Annotated in this window: 11 protein-coding genes and 1 tRNA gene; 6 read left to right on the top strand and 6 right to left on the bottom strand. The window is 69.6% G+C overall.

Annotation, left to right across the window (positions count from 1 at the left end; genetic code table 11):
* Positions 1-5: 5 nt before the first annotated feature.
* Together IEY73_RS16350 and IEY73_RS16355 are read right to left on the bottom strand one after the other, a co-directional pair.
* The gene (locus tag IEY73_RS16350; protein WP_189080067.1) at positions 6-503 is read right to left on the bottom strand and encodes an SAM-dependent methyltransferase; all 498 of its coding nucleotides are present in this window, start codon (positions 501-503) and stop codon (positions 6-8) included.
* Positions 503-955 (bottom strand): hypothetical protein, encoded by a 453-nt coding sequence (locus tag IEY73_RS16355; protein ID WP_189080068.1) that lies wholly within the window; start codon positions 953-955, stop codon positions 503-505. The genes IEY73_RS16350 and IEY73_RS16355 overlap by 1 nt, the downstream gene beginning before the upstream one ends.
* A gap of 246 nt (positions 956-1,201) precedes the next feature.
* Between IEY73_RS16355 and IEY73_RS16360 the strand changes: the two genes are divergently transcribed.
* A tRNA-Arg gene (locus tag IEY73_RS16360) sits at positions 1,202-1,274 on the top strand.
* Between the two features lie 105 nt (positions 1,275-1,379).
* Here the strand turns inward: IEY73_RS16360 and IEY73_RS16365 are convergent.
* Positions 1,380-2,063, bottom strand: a complete 684-nt coding sequence (locus tag IEY73_RS16365) for an MGMT family protein (protein WP_189080069.1) — start codon at positions 2,061-2,063, stop codon at positions 1,380-1,382.
* A 534-nt stretch (positions 2,064-2,597) separates the two neighbouring features.
* Between IEY73_RS16365 and IEY73_RS16370 the strand changes: the two genes are divergently transcribed.
* From IEY73_RS16370 to IEY73_RS16395, 5 genes are all read left to right on the top strand, one after another.
* Positions 2,598-6,212, top strand: coding sequence for a discoidin domain-containing protein (locus tag IEY73_RS16370; RefSeq protein ID WP_189080070.1), 3,615 nt, complete (start codon positions 2,598-2,600; stop codon positions 6,210-6,212).
* 71 nt (positions 6,213-6,283) lie between these two features.
* On the top strand, positions 6,284-7,819 hold the full coding sequence (locus IEY73_RS33595; RefSeq protein WP_229715880.1) for a DUF5005 domain-containing protein: 1,536 nt from the start codon (positions 6,284-6,286) through the stop codon (positions 7,817-7,819).
* Between the two features lie 126 nt (positions 7,820-7,945).
* Positions 7,946-9,403, top strand: a complete 1,458-nt coding sequence (locus IEY73_RS16385) for a sulfatase family protein (protein WP_189080071.1) — start codon at positions 7,946-7,948, stop codon at positions 9,401-9,403.
* 33 nt (positions 9,404-9,436) lie between these two features.
* Entirely contained in the window at positions 9,437-11,599 is a 2,163-nt protein-coding gene (locus tag IEY73_RS16390) for a transglycosylase domain-containing protein (RefSeq protein ID WP_189080072.1), read from the top strand.
* A gap of 85 nt (positions 11,600-11,684) precedes the next feature.
* Complete coding sequence (locus tag IEY73_RS16395) at positions 11,685-12,299, top strand: GNAT family N-acetyltransferase (protein WP_189080073.1); 615 nt, start codon at positions 11,685-11,687, stop codon at positions 12,297-12,299.
* Positions 12,300-12,326: 27 nt separating this feature from the next.
* On the opposite strand, the gene IEY73_RS16400 is transcribed toward IEY73_RS16395, so the two are convergent.
* The 3 genes from IEY73_RS16400 to IEY73_RS16410 all read right to left on the bottom strand — a co-directional run bounded on the left by IEY73_RS16400 (position 12,327) and on the right by IEY73_RS16410 (position 16,277).
* Entirely contained in the window at positions 12,327-12,626 is a 300-nt protein-coding gene (locus IEY73_RS16400) for a DUF3040 domain-containing protein (protein ID WP_189080074.1), read from the bottom strand.
* 136 nt (positions 12,627-12,762) lie between these two features.
* On the bottom strand, positions 12,763-14,001 hold the full coding sequence (locus tag IEY73_RS16405; protein ID WP_189080075.1) for a bifunctional glycosyltransferase family 2/GtrA family protein: 1,239 nt from the start codon (positions 13,999-14,001) through the stop codon (positions 12,763-12,765).
* An 11-nt stretch (positions 14,002-14,012) separates the two neighbouring features.
* Complete coding sequence (locus IEY73_RS16410; RefSeq protein WP_189080076.1) at positions 14,013-16,277, bottom strand: ArnT family glycosyltransferase; 2,265 nt, start codon at positions 16,275-16,277, stop codon at positions 14,013-14,015.
* Positions 16,278-16,319 lie beyond the last annotated feature (42 nt).

Raw genomic sequence — 16,319 nt, forward strand, 5'->3', positions numbered from 1 at the left:
CTCTCCTACGGCCGGGTCGCGATGATCAGGCCCATCCGGTGGACGTGTTCGGTGAGTTGTTCGACGTGTGGTGCCTCGACAAAGGCGGGGGTGTAAGTCTCCCAATCGATCGACCAGCCGGGCAGGTGGCTGCGGAGGTTCCCCTCGCCGGGGTAGTGCTCGATCGTGAAGTGCCGCGGTTCGACGGGCATCATGTACTCCGCGCCCAAGATGCCGCCGCGCGGCCGGCAAAGCCGGATCATGCTGCCGATGAACTCGGACAGTCGCCGTAAGCCGGGCATGACGGTGTCGGTCGGGCCGGGAAGCGTGATCGGGCCGCCATCCACCGCAGTCTGATTGCGTTCGATCGCGAAGACGTGAATCCCACGCCGTGCGAGCGGAAGCACGAACTTGCCGTCGGAGGCGCCGACAACGCATGCCGACCGCGCCTGGCGCTTTTCGATTTGGCTCAGAAAGAGCGGGAAGAACGTCCGAGTCTCTTCCCATACGCTCGCGGTCGTCATCAGCCGACCGCAACGGTTCGGTAGTTCACGTCCGGAATACCAAGTGCGAGCTCGTCATTCTCGCGGGGCTCGTAGCGGATCGCCTGGTGCTCCTTGTCCCACCGGAACGCGTTGACGTCCTTGCCGACAGCCTTGCAGGAGACGGTGAGGCCGCCTCGAGGGTCGGCTTCGATGCGGTCGAGCCATCCACCGGCCACGAGGTTCGAGCAAACCTCTCCCCGCGGTTCCGGTGAGAGGTCGGAGTCGTAGATGACCTTGATTGACAGCTCTGCGGCCTTGATCTCCGCGTGGAGGGCGGCGTAGCGGCGGGGGTCGGCTACTTCCAGGTCGGGATGCAACTGCGCATTGCCGACCATTCGCAGGGCATGCAACTTCAGCTCGCCGACGCCTCGCTGTTGCAGATGTATGGCCAGGGGCACCACCTGGTCGAGGTTGTGCTGGGTGATCGTCATCGTCGCCCCCACGCGGACGCCGCGACTGCTCCGGACGTGCTCGGGGAGCGAATAGCACCCGCCGTCAGCGCTGGGCACCCGTGGTCACCGTCGGGCACGCCGGGCCGCGTGTGCCCGGGGTTTGCTCCGGACGCGCTCCGACCAGCGACGAAACCCCCACCGGGCGACCAGATGGCACCAGCGGGCATCCGATGGGACGCCCGGGCACTCCGGGGAACGCCCTGGTAGGTACGATATGGGCCGCAGGCCCTCGTAGCTCAGGGGATAGAGCATCGGTTTCCTAAACCGTGTGTCGTAGGTTCGATTCCTACCGGGGGCACTACCGGGGGCACCAAAAGAGATCTGCGCAGCAGGTGGTCAGGCGCTGACAGTCACGCGACCTACCGGTCGTAACCGGCCGGTACGCGGTCTTCCCAGTGTCGGGTTACTCGACCACCGGCTCGGACTCATCGCGGCGGCGCAGCTCGTCCCACGTGACCCGCTGGGCTGGGTCGGCGAGGTCGCTCTCGAACCGGATGCCCTGGTGCTCCAACAACTCGCGGCAGTATTCCGGCCCGCGATTCTTGCTGTCACGCCACTTCGGATTGATGCGCCCGCCGTCCATGAGCACCCGCTCCGGGTGGGGGAAGTTTGCAAGTGCCGCAGCGGCCTGTCCGACGCCTCGGGCTGCCTTAGTGTCGCCACGTACGGCGATGGAGATGTCGCCGTAGGTCGTCCACTCGCCGTCGCGAAGCCGAGACGCCATGCGCATGAAAACAACGCTGGTCGTGCGGTAGCGAGGCGCCAGGCGCCACCGTTGCGGGGTCACGCCGGGCACGAGTTCGACGAGGCCCGCTTTTTGCAGGGCTTGCAGGGAGGTATGGGTGTTCGGCCCGTCGTAGTCGATGGCTAGGGCAACGTCGGCGCTCTTCATGCCGTCTTCGGTGGCGAGGCCCGGCACCGCGAGGATCTGCTGTTGCCGCTGGCCACGGCCGGTAGGCACCTCGACGTCGCCATCAGCGGTCAAGTTGGGGACCTGCGCGGCAGCTTCCAGCTCCGCCGCCAGATCACCGAACAGTGCAGCTTGCGCACGAGCAAATTTCGCCAGCGCAAGCATCGATTCAGTCATGTGCACTCCTTTCAAAAACAAAGACAGTGCAACACTGTGACGCCTTTGGCTTCATGTCAAGTGCTTTGACAAGATCACAAACTCGATCAAGGGGCACTCACGCACGGTGACGAGATCCTGCGCCTACCCGCCACAGCGATGCCACCCTGACCGCATGCCCATGCCTATGAATATCTCCTACGACATCCAGATCATCGACCCCGGATTCGCCCTCTGGGGACGGTGGCGGTAGCCGGGTCACGGGGTGACGGCGCGTAGCACGCAGTCGCGCAGCAGGGCGCGGCGGCGGGCGTGGTCCGCCTCCGGCTCTTCGAACTGCTGCCCAGTGCCCGCGTGTCGGAGGCGCTCACCCGCCTGGACGCCGGCGACGTGCGGTACCGCTTCGTGCTGGACATGTCGGACCTCGACTGACGGCGAGGCTTGTCCGCGGGGCGGTTCGGGAAATACATCGACCCTTGACGATGCCCTGCGGCGCGGCGTTCACTGGCGGTCCGACAACGTTGTCATGCACGACGACGGACCGAGGAGGCGCACGTGTCGGTGGTGGACGGTGGAATCTCCCGGCGTACGTTCCTGAGCGCGAACGCCACCGTGCTGGCCAGCATCGGACTGGGCGCCTCGACGGCGGAGGCGGCGCGGGCGGCGCCGCGTGAGCCGGACGCCGCGGACCTGGCGCGGTTCCGGCCGGTGCGGGCGTCCTCCACGGCGTACGCGGCGACCCCGGCGTGGTTCGCGCTGGACGGCCTCTACGAGACGGGCGTGCGCGGCTCCGGATGGCGCGCGGAGGCCGGCAGCGATCCGCAGTGGATCGAGGTGGACCTACAGACGGAGTGTCGCGTCGAGGCGATCACCCTGACCTTCGAGGCGAAGCCGGGCGATCCGGCGTTCGACTCGGGCGGCGCGAGCGATGTCAATCCGCGCGCCGGCACGACCGGTTACGAGGTGCTGTCCAGCTACCCGGTGGCGTACCGGGTCGAGGTGTCCCGGGACGGCTCGACCTGGACCACCGCCTACCGCACCGAGCAGGGCACCGGCGCGGTCACCACGATCACCCTGGACGCCCCGGTGGCGGCGCGCTGGGTGCGGCTGACCGCGACCGCCCGCGCCACCACCAACCCGCTGGGCGTCAACGGCATCCAGATTTTCGGCACCTGCGCCCACCGGCGGCCGGACGCCACCGGATGGACGGACTGGGGCACGCACCACGAGGCGCCACCGCCGCTGCGGGTCGGCGCGGACCAGACCGTGGCGCTGGACTCGGGCTGGACACTCACGTACGACTCCCGGGTCGGCGAGGCGGACGGCGCGCGACTGGCCCGTCCCGGCGTGGACACCTCGGCGTGGCTGCCGGCCACCGTGCCGGGCACCGTGCTGGCCGCGCTGGTGGAGCGGGGCCACCTGCCGGATCCGGTACGCGGGTTCGGCAACCTGCGGGTGCCCGAGGCGCTGTCCCGGCATTCCTGGTGGTACCGCCGTCCGTTCCGGCTTCCGCCGGGCCTGCGCACCGGCGACGACCGGCGGGTGTGGCTGGAGTTCGACGGCATCAACCACCACGCCGAGATCTGGCTGGACGGCGACCGGGTGGGGGAGATGACCCACCCGTTCCAGCGGGCCCGGTTCGACGTGACGGCCCAACTGGGCGCCGGTGGAGGTGAGCATGCGCTGGCGGTGCGCATCGATCCGATGCCGTTCCCCGGCAATCCGGGGGACCGCGGGCCGGACGGCTCCTCGTACACGGACGCGGGCTCGGACATGATGAACCGCAACTCGCCCACCTACCTGGCGGTCTCCGGCTGGGACTGGATGCCGGCCGTGCGCGACCGGGTGAGCGGCATCTGGAACCACGTGCGTCTGCGCACCACCGGCCCGGTGCTGGTGGGTGATCCAGGGGTGCAGACCGTGCTGCCGGACCTGCCGGACACCTCGACCGCGCGGGTCACCGTCACCGTGCCGGTGCACAACCCGTCGCGGAACGACCGCCGGGTCACGGTCCGGGGCCGGCTCGGCGGCGTGCGGCTGGGCGACCGGACCGTGACGGTCCCGGCGGGCGGGCGGGCCGACGTCAGCTTCGCGGACGTGCCGGTGCACCGGCCCCGGCTGTGGTGGCCCAACGGCTACGGCGAACCGCACCTCTACGACCTGCGGCTGGATGCGCTGACCGGCGGGACCCTCAGCGATCGCCGCACGGTGCGGACCGGCCTGCGGCACATCGCGTACGAGACCATCCCCGGCCTGTCCGTGCCGCCCGGCGGATCCACCGCGAAGACCAGCACGTTCCCCCGGCAGACCGGGCGCTACCTGCGGGTGCAGTGCGACAAGCGGGCGACCGGCTGGGGCGCGTCGATGTTCACCCTGACCGTGGCGGACAGCGCGGACCCGGGCACCGACTTGGCTCTGCACCGGCCGGCCACCGCGTCCTCACAGGACAACGACGCGAACAGCCCGGACAAGGCGGTCGACGGTGATCCGGGTACCCGATGGTCGTCGGCCTACCGCGACGGCGAGTGGATCCAAGTGGATCTGGGCGCCGGCGCCACCTTCGACACGGTCACCATCGTGTGGGAGACCGCCTTCGCGTCCGAGCTGCGCATCCTGGTGTCCGACGACGGCGCCGACTTTCGCGAGGCGGCGGCGGTGAGCAACGGCGACACCCCGCTGCGGCTCGTGGTGAACGGCGTTCCGGTGTTCTGCCGCGGCGGCTCGTGGGGCTGGGACGAGTTGCTGCGCCGCGCCCTGCCCGATCGCCTGCCGGCGGCGGTGGCGCTGCATCGCGACCTCGGCTTCACCATGATCCGGGCCTGGCTCGGGTCGATCCTGCGCGACGAGCTGTTCGCCGAGTGCGACGAGGCCGGGATCCTGGTCTGGGGCGAGTTCCCGTCGGCCTGGTTCCTCGACCCGCCGGATCACGACGTCTACCTCGCGCAGGCGCACGACCTGGTGCTGCGGTACCGCCACCATCCGAGCGTCGCGCTGTGGTGCGCCAAGAACGAGGGCGATCCCTCGGCGGCGATCGATGCCGGGCTGCGCTCCTCGATCGCCGAGCTGACCGACGTGTACTACCTCCCCAACTCCATCGGCGGCCCGGTCCGGGGCAGCGGCATCTACGGCTGGGCCAGCCCGGAGAACTACTTCAACGGCAACGCGTCGTGGCACAACTTCGGCTTCCACACCGAGATCGGCATGCCGACCGTGCCGGTCGAGGAGAGCATGCGCAACCTCCTCGGCATCGACGCCGCATCCGATGCCGGCTGGCCGATCGGCGACGCGTGGTTCATGCACGACTGGTGCACCAAGGGCGCGCAGAATCCGAACGCCTACAAGGACGCCATCGACGCCCGCCTCGGGGAGTCGTCCAGCCTGGGCGAATTCTGCCGCAAGGCGCAACTGGTCAACTATGAGACGATGCGGGCGCTGTTCGAAGCCTGGAACGCCCGGCTCTGGCACGACGCCAACGGCGTCCTGCTCTGGATGTCCCATCCCGCGTGGCACAGCACGGTGTGGCAGGTCTACGACTACGACCTGGACGTCAACGGCACCTACCAGGGCGCGCGGGTGGCCAGCGAGATGGTGCACGTGCAGGCCAACCTGCCGGACTGGGACGTGATCGCGGTCAATCACACGGCGACGGCGATTCCCGGCGCGGTGGTCACCGCCGATCTGGTGGACCTGTCCGGCCGGCGCCTGTCCGAGCCCCGGCAGACGACGTTGACCGCGGCGGCCTCGGCCGTGACCGCGGCGTTCACGGTGGACTGGCCGGACGACGCGCCGGCCGTGCATCTGCTGCGGCTGACCCTGACCGACGGGTCCGCTCGGGTGCGGTCTCGCAACGTGTACTGGCGATACCGCCGACCCGCGGACCTGCGGGCGCTGAACGACCTGGCCGCGACCACCGTGCGGGTCACCGTGCGCCGACGGCCCGGCGGTCTGACCGCCCGCGTCACGAACACCGGCCGCACGGTCGCGGCGATGCTCCGGCTGGCGCTGCGCGACAAGCACACTGGCGAGCGGGTGCTGCCCGCCACGTACGACGACAACTATCTCTGGCTGCTGCCCGGCGAGACCCGCCAGGTGGCGGTCACCAGCCTGGCCGATCATCCAGCCGGGCGTCTGGCGGTCACCGCCGAGGGCTACAACGTGGCCCGTACCTGACTCCGGTGACCTCCCGGCATCGGGCCGTTCCCCCATCGGCGGCCCACCATCCCCATCGAAAGAGGTCCGATGTGAAGCACACACCCCGCCGCGCCGTCCTCGCCGCCGCGGCGGCCCTGTCCCTGGCCGTGGGCGCGTTCGTGGTCGAGTCCGGCGTGGCCGAAGCGGCAAGCGGCGTCACCATCGTCGGGATCGGCGGCAAGTGCGTCGACGTGGACGGTGACGACGTCGGCGGCAACGGCCGGGCGGTGCAGCTCTGGGACTGCCAGTCCTACGCCGCCGACCAGCACTGGACGCACAACGCGAACGGTTCGCTGAGCACCCTGGGGCGTTGCCTGGACATCGCGGGCGACACCACCGACATCGGCACGAAGGTCCAGCTATGGGACTGCATCGGCGTCGGCGAACAGGTGTGGCAGTCCCGGTCCGACGGCTCGCTGTTCAACCCGCTGTCCGGCCGCTGCCTGGACTCGCCGAGCAGTAGCACCGCGAACGGCACACAACTGCAGATCTGGGACTGCAACGGCACCGACGCGCAGCGGTTCACCTTCGGTGGCGACGCCTCCGCGGGCCCCTTCGTCTACCCGGCGCCCGACCAGAGCACCGGGTCCGGCGTGCTGCCGCCGTCCAACGAGAGCACCGAGTATCTCGGCCGCCAGGACTACGGCCGCGAGGTGGCCCGCGATCTCGGATTCTCCGGCGTGGTCAACGGCCAGTCGGTGTGGACGTACGGGGACACGCTGATCCCCACCGGCGGCGGCGACTACGCGTTCACCGCCTCGGACAGCGTCGGCCTCGGCGTGCGCGACAACCCGATCCGGGTGCGTGACACCAACGTGAACAGCAGCGGCTGGCCGCAGGAATGGATCCCGCTGAACGCGGCGGAGAACGCCAACGGCGGCCTCAGCCGGTACGGCATGGGCGGCACCAACGTGGTCGAGTACGCGCCGAACCGCGGACTGGTCTGGTATCTGAAGAACGACCGTGGCAGCGGCGGCCAGGGCATCGTCGGCGCGGGTGTGGCCACGGTGACCGCGGACGCGAACGGCGCCACGGCCACCCGTGCCGGTGACGTCATGTGGAGCGGCTCGGAGCCGCACTGGGGCGACGTCGGGGTCACCTACAACCCGCGCGACGGCAAGGTGTACGTCTACGGCTACGGCCCGGCCGGCGCGTACGACACGAACGTCTATCTGGCCCGGGTCGCCGCGACCCGCGCCACCGACGTGAACGCGTACGAATACTGGAACCAGTCCACCCGGACCTGGAGCACTCAGCGCATCACCCACCCGGACAACTCGCAGGCCCTGTTCACCAACCGTGAACTCGGCCAGTCGAACGCGTTCTGGAGCAACTACTACAACACGTGGATGTTCGTGGCCGGCGCCAACGTCGGTTACACCGACATCATGGTGATGACCGCGCCGAACCTGGAAGGGCCGTGGACCAAGTCGTTCACCGTCGCCTCCACCTGCCCGAACAACCAGTGCAGCGCGATCCGGTACGCGATCGCACCGCATCCGGAGTACGACCCGACCGGACGCACCCTGCTGGTCACCTGGACCGACTCCAACGTCATCTATTCGGCGCGCCTGCACTGGCGCTGACCGACGCCGGGCCCGCAGCGGCGAACCGCCGGCAGCTCGCCCCGTTCGAGGGCGGGCTGCCGGGGGCGTGCGCGAGTCGCACAGTCCGCTGACAACACCGCACGGCGGTCGATCTAGGGTCTTCGGGTGCGACGATTCCTGACCGCGTCCGTTCTGGTGCTCGGGCTCGCGGCGTGCACGCCCCACACCGGGGGTGCCGCGCCGAGTCCCAGCGCCTCGCCGTCCGACCGGACCAACATCGTGTTCGTGTTGACCGACGATCTCGCGATGAACCTGGTGCAGTACATGCCACATGTGCAGGCGTTGGCCAAGGCCGGCACCTCGTTCGCGAACTACACGGTCACCGATTCGCTGTGCTGCCCGTCCCGTTCCTCGCTGTTCACCGGCAAATATCCGCACAACACGGGCGTTTTCACCAACGGCGGTGTGGACGGCGGGATGGCGATGTTCAACCGCCGCGGCAATCAGAAGTCGACCTTCGCCGTGGACCTGCACCGGGCCGGCTACCGGACCGCGTTCATGGGCAAGTACCTCAACGGATATCAGCCCAAGGACCGCCAGATTCCGCCCGGCTGGGACGAATGGGACACCGGCGGCAACGCGTACGCCGAATTCAACTACAACATGAACGAGAACGGGCAGGTCAGGCATTACGGAGAGACGCCGGCCGACTACCTGACCGACGTGGTCAGCGGCAAGGCGTCGGCATTCATCACCTCCTCGGCCAGGTCCGGCAAGCCGTTCATGATCGAGGTGGCGACGTTCGCGCCGCACGCCCCGTACACCCCGGCGCCACGGGACGCGAACGCCTTCCCGGGGCTCACCGCGCCCCGCGGCAAGGCGTACGACCAGTTGCCGGAGAACCCGCCGAAGTGGCTTGCCGGGCGGACCCCGCTGACCGCGGAGGAGAAGGGTCAGATCGACGTGGCGTTCCGCAAGCGGGTGCAGGCCGTGCAGTCGGTGGACCGGATGCTCGCCTCGCTGCGGCAGACCCTCACCGACGAAGGCGTCGCGGACCGCACCGTGGTGATCTTCAACTCCGACAACGGCTACCACATGGGCGACTACCGCCTGATGCCCGGCAAACAGACCGCGTTCGACACGGACATCCACGTGCCGCTGATCGCCGCCGGACCGGGCATCCCCGCGGGCGCTACGGTCGCGCAGCCCGCCGAGAACATCGACCTGCGCCCGACGTTCGACGAGATCACCGGCGTCACGCCGCCGTCCGACGTCGACGGGCGCAGCCTGCTGCCGCTGCTGCGCGGCGAATCGCCGGACGACTGGCGGTCCACCGCGCTGATCGAACACCACGGCCCGGACTTCGACCCCACCGACCCGGACCGGCCGCGCAAGCACGCCGGCAACCCCACCACGTACGAGGCCCTGCGCACGCCGGACTTCACCTACGTGGAGTACGCGGATGGCGGGCGCGAGTACTACGACCGGCGCACCGACCCGAACGAGATGCACAACACCATCGCGGAGTTGCCGACCGACCAGGCGAGCCGGCTGCACGCCACGCTCGCTGCGGTGAAGGGCTGCCGGGGCGAGGCCGCATGCACCACGGCGGCGACGTTCTGACCGGCGCGGCGGCGCTCACCGACGGACCTCGATATGCCGTCTTTGATCGCCGCCGCTAGCCTGGTCCGAGTGAAACGTCGCGAACACTCCCTCTTCACCAACGCCGGTTCCCTGCTGATCTGCGGATTGCTGGCCGGCGTGGTGGTGGCCGCCGCTTCCTTCCCGGCGGTGGCCATGTCCGGACTGGCTGCCAAGGCCGGCTCGGAAACCTTCGCCGAGTTGCCCAGCCAGCTCAAGGAGCAGTCCGCACCGCAGGTGACGAAGGTGTTCGCCTCCGACGGCAAGACGCTGCTGTCGGTCTTCTACGACGAGTTCCGCAGCGACGTGCCGATGCGGGAGATCTCCGTCAACATGCAGAACGCCATCGTGGCGGCCGAGGACCACGAGTTCTACCACCACAACGGCGTCGACCTGAAGGGCGTCGCGCGCGCGTTCGTGAACAACAACAACGGCGGCGACAAGCAGGGCGCGTCGACCCTGACCATGCAGTACGTGCGGATGTCGCTGGCCTATTCGGCGACCACGCCGCAGCAGGCGGTCGATGCGACGAAGGACACACCCGAGCGCAAGATCTCCGAGATGAAGTACGCCATGCAGGTCGAGAAGCAGCTAACCAAGAAGCAGATTCTTGAGCGCTACCTGAACATGGCGCCGTTCGGCAACGGCGCGTACGGCATCTACGCCGGCAGCCAGGTCTATTTCAAGAAGAAGCCGAAGGATCTGACGGTCGCCGAGGCGGCGTTGCTGGCCGGCATGGTGAAGGCGCCGACCACGAACGACCCGACGACTGCGGACGGGCGCAAGCGCGCCACCGAGCGTCGCGACTACATCATCGACAGCATGCGCGGCCTCGGCTACATCACCGCGGACCAGGCGGCCGAGGCGAAGAAGGAAGACGCCCCCAGCAAGACCAACCGGCCGGGCAACGGCTGCGTGTCGGTGGCCAAGAACAACTGGGGCTTCTTCTGCGACTACTTCTACCGGTGGTGGCTCGGCCAGCCGACGTTCGGCGCCAACGCGTACGACCGGGAGCGGCAGCTCAAGAGCGGCGGCTACCACGTGGTGACGTCGCTGGACGTGGATGCCCAGGCGGACGCGCACAAGGAGATCAGCAAGCAGATCAAGAACACCGACAAGAACGCCCTGCTGCTGGCCGGGGTGGAGCCGGGCACCGGACGGGTGCGCTCGCTGGCGGCCAACCGCAACTTCAAGCTGGACGACCCGGCGCATCCGAAGAACAAGATCTCCTCGGATCCGAAGAAGGCGGCCAAGGACATCCGGGGCACCTATCCGAACACCACCAACCCGCTGATCACCGGCGGTGGCGGGATCAACGGCTACCAGGCCGGCTCGGTCTTCAAGATGTTCACCATGGTGGCGGCGCTGGAGAACGGTCTCGGGCTGGACCACACCATCGACGCCAAGGACCCGTACAAGTCCGGCTACATCATCGATCCGAGCTCGGACGCGGCATGTCAGGGTACGCACTTCTACTGCCCGACCAACGCCGCGAAGGGGGAGACCGGCCCGTTCAACATGTGGACCGGCTTCGGCAAGTCGGTGAACACCTACTTCGTGCCGCTCCAGGAGGAGGTCGGCGCCGAGAAGGTGGTGGACGTGGCGAAGCGCTTCGGCGTGCAGTTCCGGCAGCAGCGGGAAGCCAACATGGCGAACAACCAGCAGGCGGCGCACCAGTGGGGCGCGTTCACGCTGGGCGTCTCGGCGTCCACGCCGCTGGACATCGCTAACGCGTACGCCACGCTGGCGGCGGACGGGAAATACTGCAAGCCGACGCCGATCGAGTCGATCACCTCCAGCGACGGCAAGAAGCTGGACATCGGCCAGCCGCAGTGCACCCGGGCGACAAGCGTCGACGTGGCGCGCAAGGCGCTGGACGCGGCACGCTGCCCGGTCGGCGATCAGGCACAGCTCGGGCATTGCGGCGGCGCCACCGCGCCGGAGGCGCACTCGGTGGTCGGGCATCCGGTCTTCGGCAAGACCGGCACCACCGACGGTGACAAGACGGCCGCGCTCGTGGTGGGTACCCGGTCGCTGGTGGTCGCGGGATACCTGGTCAACCCGGACTGGGCGGATCACACCGACCACATGTCGCACGGCATCGTGAACCCGGCTGTCTATCGCACGGTCGCGGACTACATGAAGGGCAAGCCGAAACAGCAGTTCAAGACTCCATAGCGAGCCGGTTCACTCCGTCAGTCACTCATGTCCACGTCGCAGGGGTGACTGGCCGGAACCGGCGGATGACCGGCAGGATCGTTTCATGACCACCTCCGGGCGGCTGCCCTTCCCGATCTCGTTGGCCGGTGAGGGCATCATGCTGCGGGAGTGGCGCCCGGACGATCTGGACGACCTGGTCGCCCTGCTCGACGACCCGGACATCGCCCGGTGGACGCCGATGCCCTCGCCGTTCGATGTCGAGGAGGGCATCGCGTATCTCAAGCGCGCTCACCAGAGCCGGCTCACCGGGCGCCGGATCCAACTGGCGATCACCACCGATGGTCGCCAACCTCTGGGCGAGGTGCTGCTGTTCGGTGCGGACGCGGGCATGAAGGAGGCCGAGCTGGGCTACCTCGTCGGGGCGCGATACCGGCGGCGGGGTCTGGCCTGCGCCGCACTGTCCGTGCTCGGCGGGTACGCGCGGGAAACGCTCGGCTTCACCCGGCTGCTGTTGCGCATCGACGCGTGCAACACGTCGAGCACCTCGGTGGCCCGCCGGTGCGGGTACCGGCCGAGCGGTGAACCGCCCATCCTGCATGCCGGCCCGTACGGCTCCAGCAATCTGGAGACCTGGGAGCTGGTGGACGAACGCCGGGTGCACCGGGACCGGCAACGCAACGTGGCACGCGAGCGGTACGGGCGCAACCAGCGTTTCTGAGCCGGACCCGAGGGTCGCGGGGGACGCTCACCAGGCCGGCGGCAGCGGCTCCGGGCCGGCGGATCTGCGGTGGGCCCGGCAGCGCAGGGCGATGGCGGCCCCGGCCCCGGTGGCGGCCACGACGCCGGCGGCGGCGGCCACCCACCATCCGAGCGTGCCGAAGACCAGGGCCGCGGACCAGGCCAGCACGGCGGCGACGATCAGCGCCACCGGCGGCCGGCGGCGACGGTCGTCGCCGCCGGTCATGCGTCGGCAGAAGTCCGGGTCGTCGCGGCGCAACTGCCGTTCCATCTGCGCCAGTCGCCGGCCGTCCTGCTTGCTGAACATCCCACCGCCACCCTCGGGTCCGGCTCGCCCAGTGACGAGCAGGTAACCATCTGTACCCGAGGTGATTGTTACCCGACGGATGGATTCACGCATACCGATTTTCGGCGCTCGTCGTGGGACATTCCGCGCACGCCGTTCACGCGCGCGCCCGCGCCGCCCGGAACACCCACACGCGCATCAGCAGGAACCGCACTCCGGTCGCGACCAGGTTCGCCACCACCAGCACACACAGCTCCAGCCAGCGCGGATGCCCGTCGGCCAGCGCGTCCAGCAGCGCCAGCGAACCGCTGGTCAACCCCAGCCCGACCGCGAAGACCGCCAGGCCCTGTGCCTGATGGCGGAAGACGCGATCGGTTCCGCGTACGCCGAAGGTCAGCCGCCGGTTGGCCGCCGTGTTGCCGATGGCAGTGACCAGCAAGGCGATCAGGTTGGCGGCCTGCGCACCGGATCCGGTCCGCAGCAGGGCGTACAGGAGGAGGTAGGCGAGCGTGCTGGCCACGCCCACCACGGCGAAACGCATCAGTTGGCGGGCCAGCCCGGCGGGCACCCCGTCGACCGGCGGCCCGGGGAGCGGGTTGCGGCCGAGCTGCTCGCGCAAGGTGGCCAGCGGCAGCCGCCCGGTGCCGAGCGCACGGGCGAGCCGGACGATCCCCTTGAGGTCGGCGACCGCCGTGGCCACGATGTCCACCCGGCTGTCCGGGTCGTCGACCCAGTCCACCGGCACCTCGTGGATGCGCAGCCCGGCCCGCTCGGCCAGCACCAGCATCTCGGTGTCGAAGAACCAGCCGGTGTCCTCAACCATGGGCAGCAGGCGCGCGGCGACGTCGGCGCGGATCGCCTTGAACCCGCATTGGGCGTCGGAGAACCGCGCCGACAGCGTGCCGCGCAGCAGCAGGTTGTAGCTGCGTGAGATGAACTCGCGTTTGGCGCCCCGGACCACCCGGGAGCCGTGCGCCAGCCGGGACCCGATGGCCAGATCGGAATGCCCGGAGATGAGCGGCGCCACCAGCGGCAGGAGCGCGCCTAGGTCGGTGGAGAGGTCGACGTCCATATAGGCCAGCACGGCCGCGTCGGAGTGCGTCCAGACGTGCTTTAAGGCACGACCGCGGCCCTTCTCGCCGAGATGGGTGAAGGTCACCTCGCCGATCGAGGCGTCCAGGTCACGGCCCACCTCGGCGGTGGTGTCGGTGCTGGCGTTGTCCGCGATGGTGATCCGGAACGGGTAGGGGAACTCCTGCGTGAGGTACGCGTGCAGGCGGCGCACGCACGGTTCGAGATCGGTCTCCTCGTTGTAGACGGGGACCACCACGTCCAGCACCGGAGCGGAGGTCCGGGCCGGTGAGGCAGAGTGCGAGGGCAGTGTGGAGAGATTCATGACATCGGTCCTCACGAAGCCGCGGTCAGGTCGTAGACCGTGGTGCCGTCGACCGTCTGCGCGGTGAAGGTGTCGGCGACCCACTGTGCGATCTCGGAGCTGGCGTTGCTGCCGCCGGAGTTGCCGCCGCCGAAGCCACGACCGCCGCCGAAGCCCCCGTCGCCGATGAAGTAGTGGATCTTCCCATCGGCGACGTACTGCTGGAACTGTGCGAGTGTGGGCGAGGGGTCGCTGCCGTTGAAGCCGCCGATCGGCATCACCGGGTCACCGGTGGCGAGCTGATATCCGGAGGCGCTCTGCGAGCCGACCGCCGCGGCAACCCAGGTGTACTTGTCGGCGTCGGTCTCCAGCAGGGTCTTCATCTGGGCGCTGACCGTGGCGGCTTCGAGCAGGCCGCCGCCGGGACGCCCGCCGAAGTTCCCTCGCTGCCGTGTCCGCTGACCGGTCCCGTTCTGACCGGTCCCGTTCTGGCCGGTCCCGTTTTGGCCGGTCCCGTTTTGGCCGGTCCCGTTTTGGCCGGTCCCGTTCTGGCTGGTCCCGTTCGGGCCGGTCCCGTTCGGGCCGGTCCCGTTCTGCTGCGTGCCGCCCGGGAATCCGCCGCCGGGTCCGCCACCCGGGAATCCGCCGCCACCCGGGAAGCCGCCGCCGCCGGGGAATCCGCCGCCGTTCTGGCCGCCACCGCGGAACCCGCCGGGACCACCGCCGGGGAAACCGCGCCCGCCGCCGGGACCGCCGAAGCCGCCGGCCACCGCCGGACCGGCCGACGGAATGGAACCGGTGTGCGGTTCCGAGGCGGTCTGCACCGCGTACGCGGCCGGCCCGGCCAGGGAGACGCCGAGCGCGGCACCCGCGGCGACCACCGCGACGCGTGCCGACAGGCGCAGCGTGGCCAGCACGCCGAGCGCAGCGAGCAGGCCACCGATCAGCACCACCCAGCGCAGCCACGGCAGGAAGTCGGCGGAGCGGGCCAGCAGGCGGTACGACCACCAGGCGGTCACCGCGATCGCGGCGGCCAGGGTGACCGCAGCGAACACGTTGCGGCGTGCGCGCCACAGCAGCACCGCACCCATGCCGACCACCGCGCCCACCGCGGGGGCGAGAGCGACCGTGTAGTACGCGTGGAAGATGCCCTGCATGAAGCTGAACACCGCGGCGGTGCCGACCAGCCAGGTGCCCCACAGGACCAGCCCGGCGCGGAGCCGGTCGGTGCGCGCCGCACGCGCGGTCAGCACCAGCCCGGCGACGAGCAGGATCAACGCGGCGGGCAGCAGCCACGAGATCTGGCCGCCCTGCGCGCTGTCGAACATGCGCAGCAGCCCGGTCTCGCCCCAGCGACCGCCCTGCCCGCCGCCGGGACCGCCACCACCGCCGACGCTGCCGGTCTCATCGCCAGACAGCCGGCCCAGGCCGTTGTAGCCGAGGGTCAGTTCCAGCAGGCTGTTGTTCTGCGACCCACCGATGTAGGGGCGCATCGACGCCGGCACCATTTCCACGATCGCCACGTACCACCCGGCCGACACGACCACGGCGAGGCCGGCGAGCAGCAGTTGAACGATGCGCTTACCGAGCCGCGGCGGGCCGGCGATCAGGTAAGCCAGCGCGTAGGCCGGGATGACCAGCAACGCCTGCAGCATCTTGGTGAGGAAGCCGAACCCGACGAAGACGCCGGCCAGTACGAGCCACTTGGTGGAACCGTTCTCGATCGCGCGGACGGTCGCGTACGCGCCGGCGACCATGAGCAGCACGAGCAGCGCGTCCGGATTGTTGAACCGGAACATCAGCACCGCGATCGGGGTGAGCGCGGACACCGCACCGGCGAGCAGCCCGGCGGCCGGGCCGAACCAGCGCCGCACCGTGCCGAACAACAGACCCACCGTGGCCACACCCATCAGCGCCTGCGGCACCAGGATGCTCCACGAGCTGAGGCCGAAGATCCGCACCGACAGGGCCATCACCCACAGCGAAGCGGGCGTCTTGTCCACGGTGATCGAGTTGGCCGCGTCCGACGAGCCGTAAAAGAACGCCTTCCAGCTCTGCGACCCGGCCTGCACGGCGGCGGAGTAGAACGCGTTGGCCCATCCGGAGGCGCCCAGGCCCCACAGGTAGAGGACCGCGGTCACGAGCAGCAGCGCCAGCAGCGACGGCCGCACCCAGCCGGCGTCCTCGGGTCGGCCGCGCAGCAGCGTGGACCACCGGGACCGGGGTGGTGTGGCAGGCGTGGCCTCCGTCGGCGGCGCGGGTGTCGCCATCGGCGGAACGGGCAACGTCGATGTCATCGGACAGGTCCTCCGGGTAGGCGGAAGCGTTCTCCCCGACTG

Source organism: Mangrovihabitans endophyticus, assembly GCF_014646155.1.
Lineage (GTDB): Bacteria > Actinomycetota > Actinomycetes > Mycobacteriales > Micromonosporaceae > Actinoplanes > Actinoplanes endophyticus.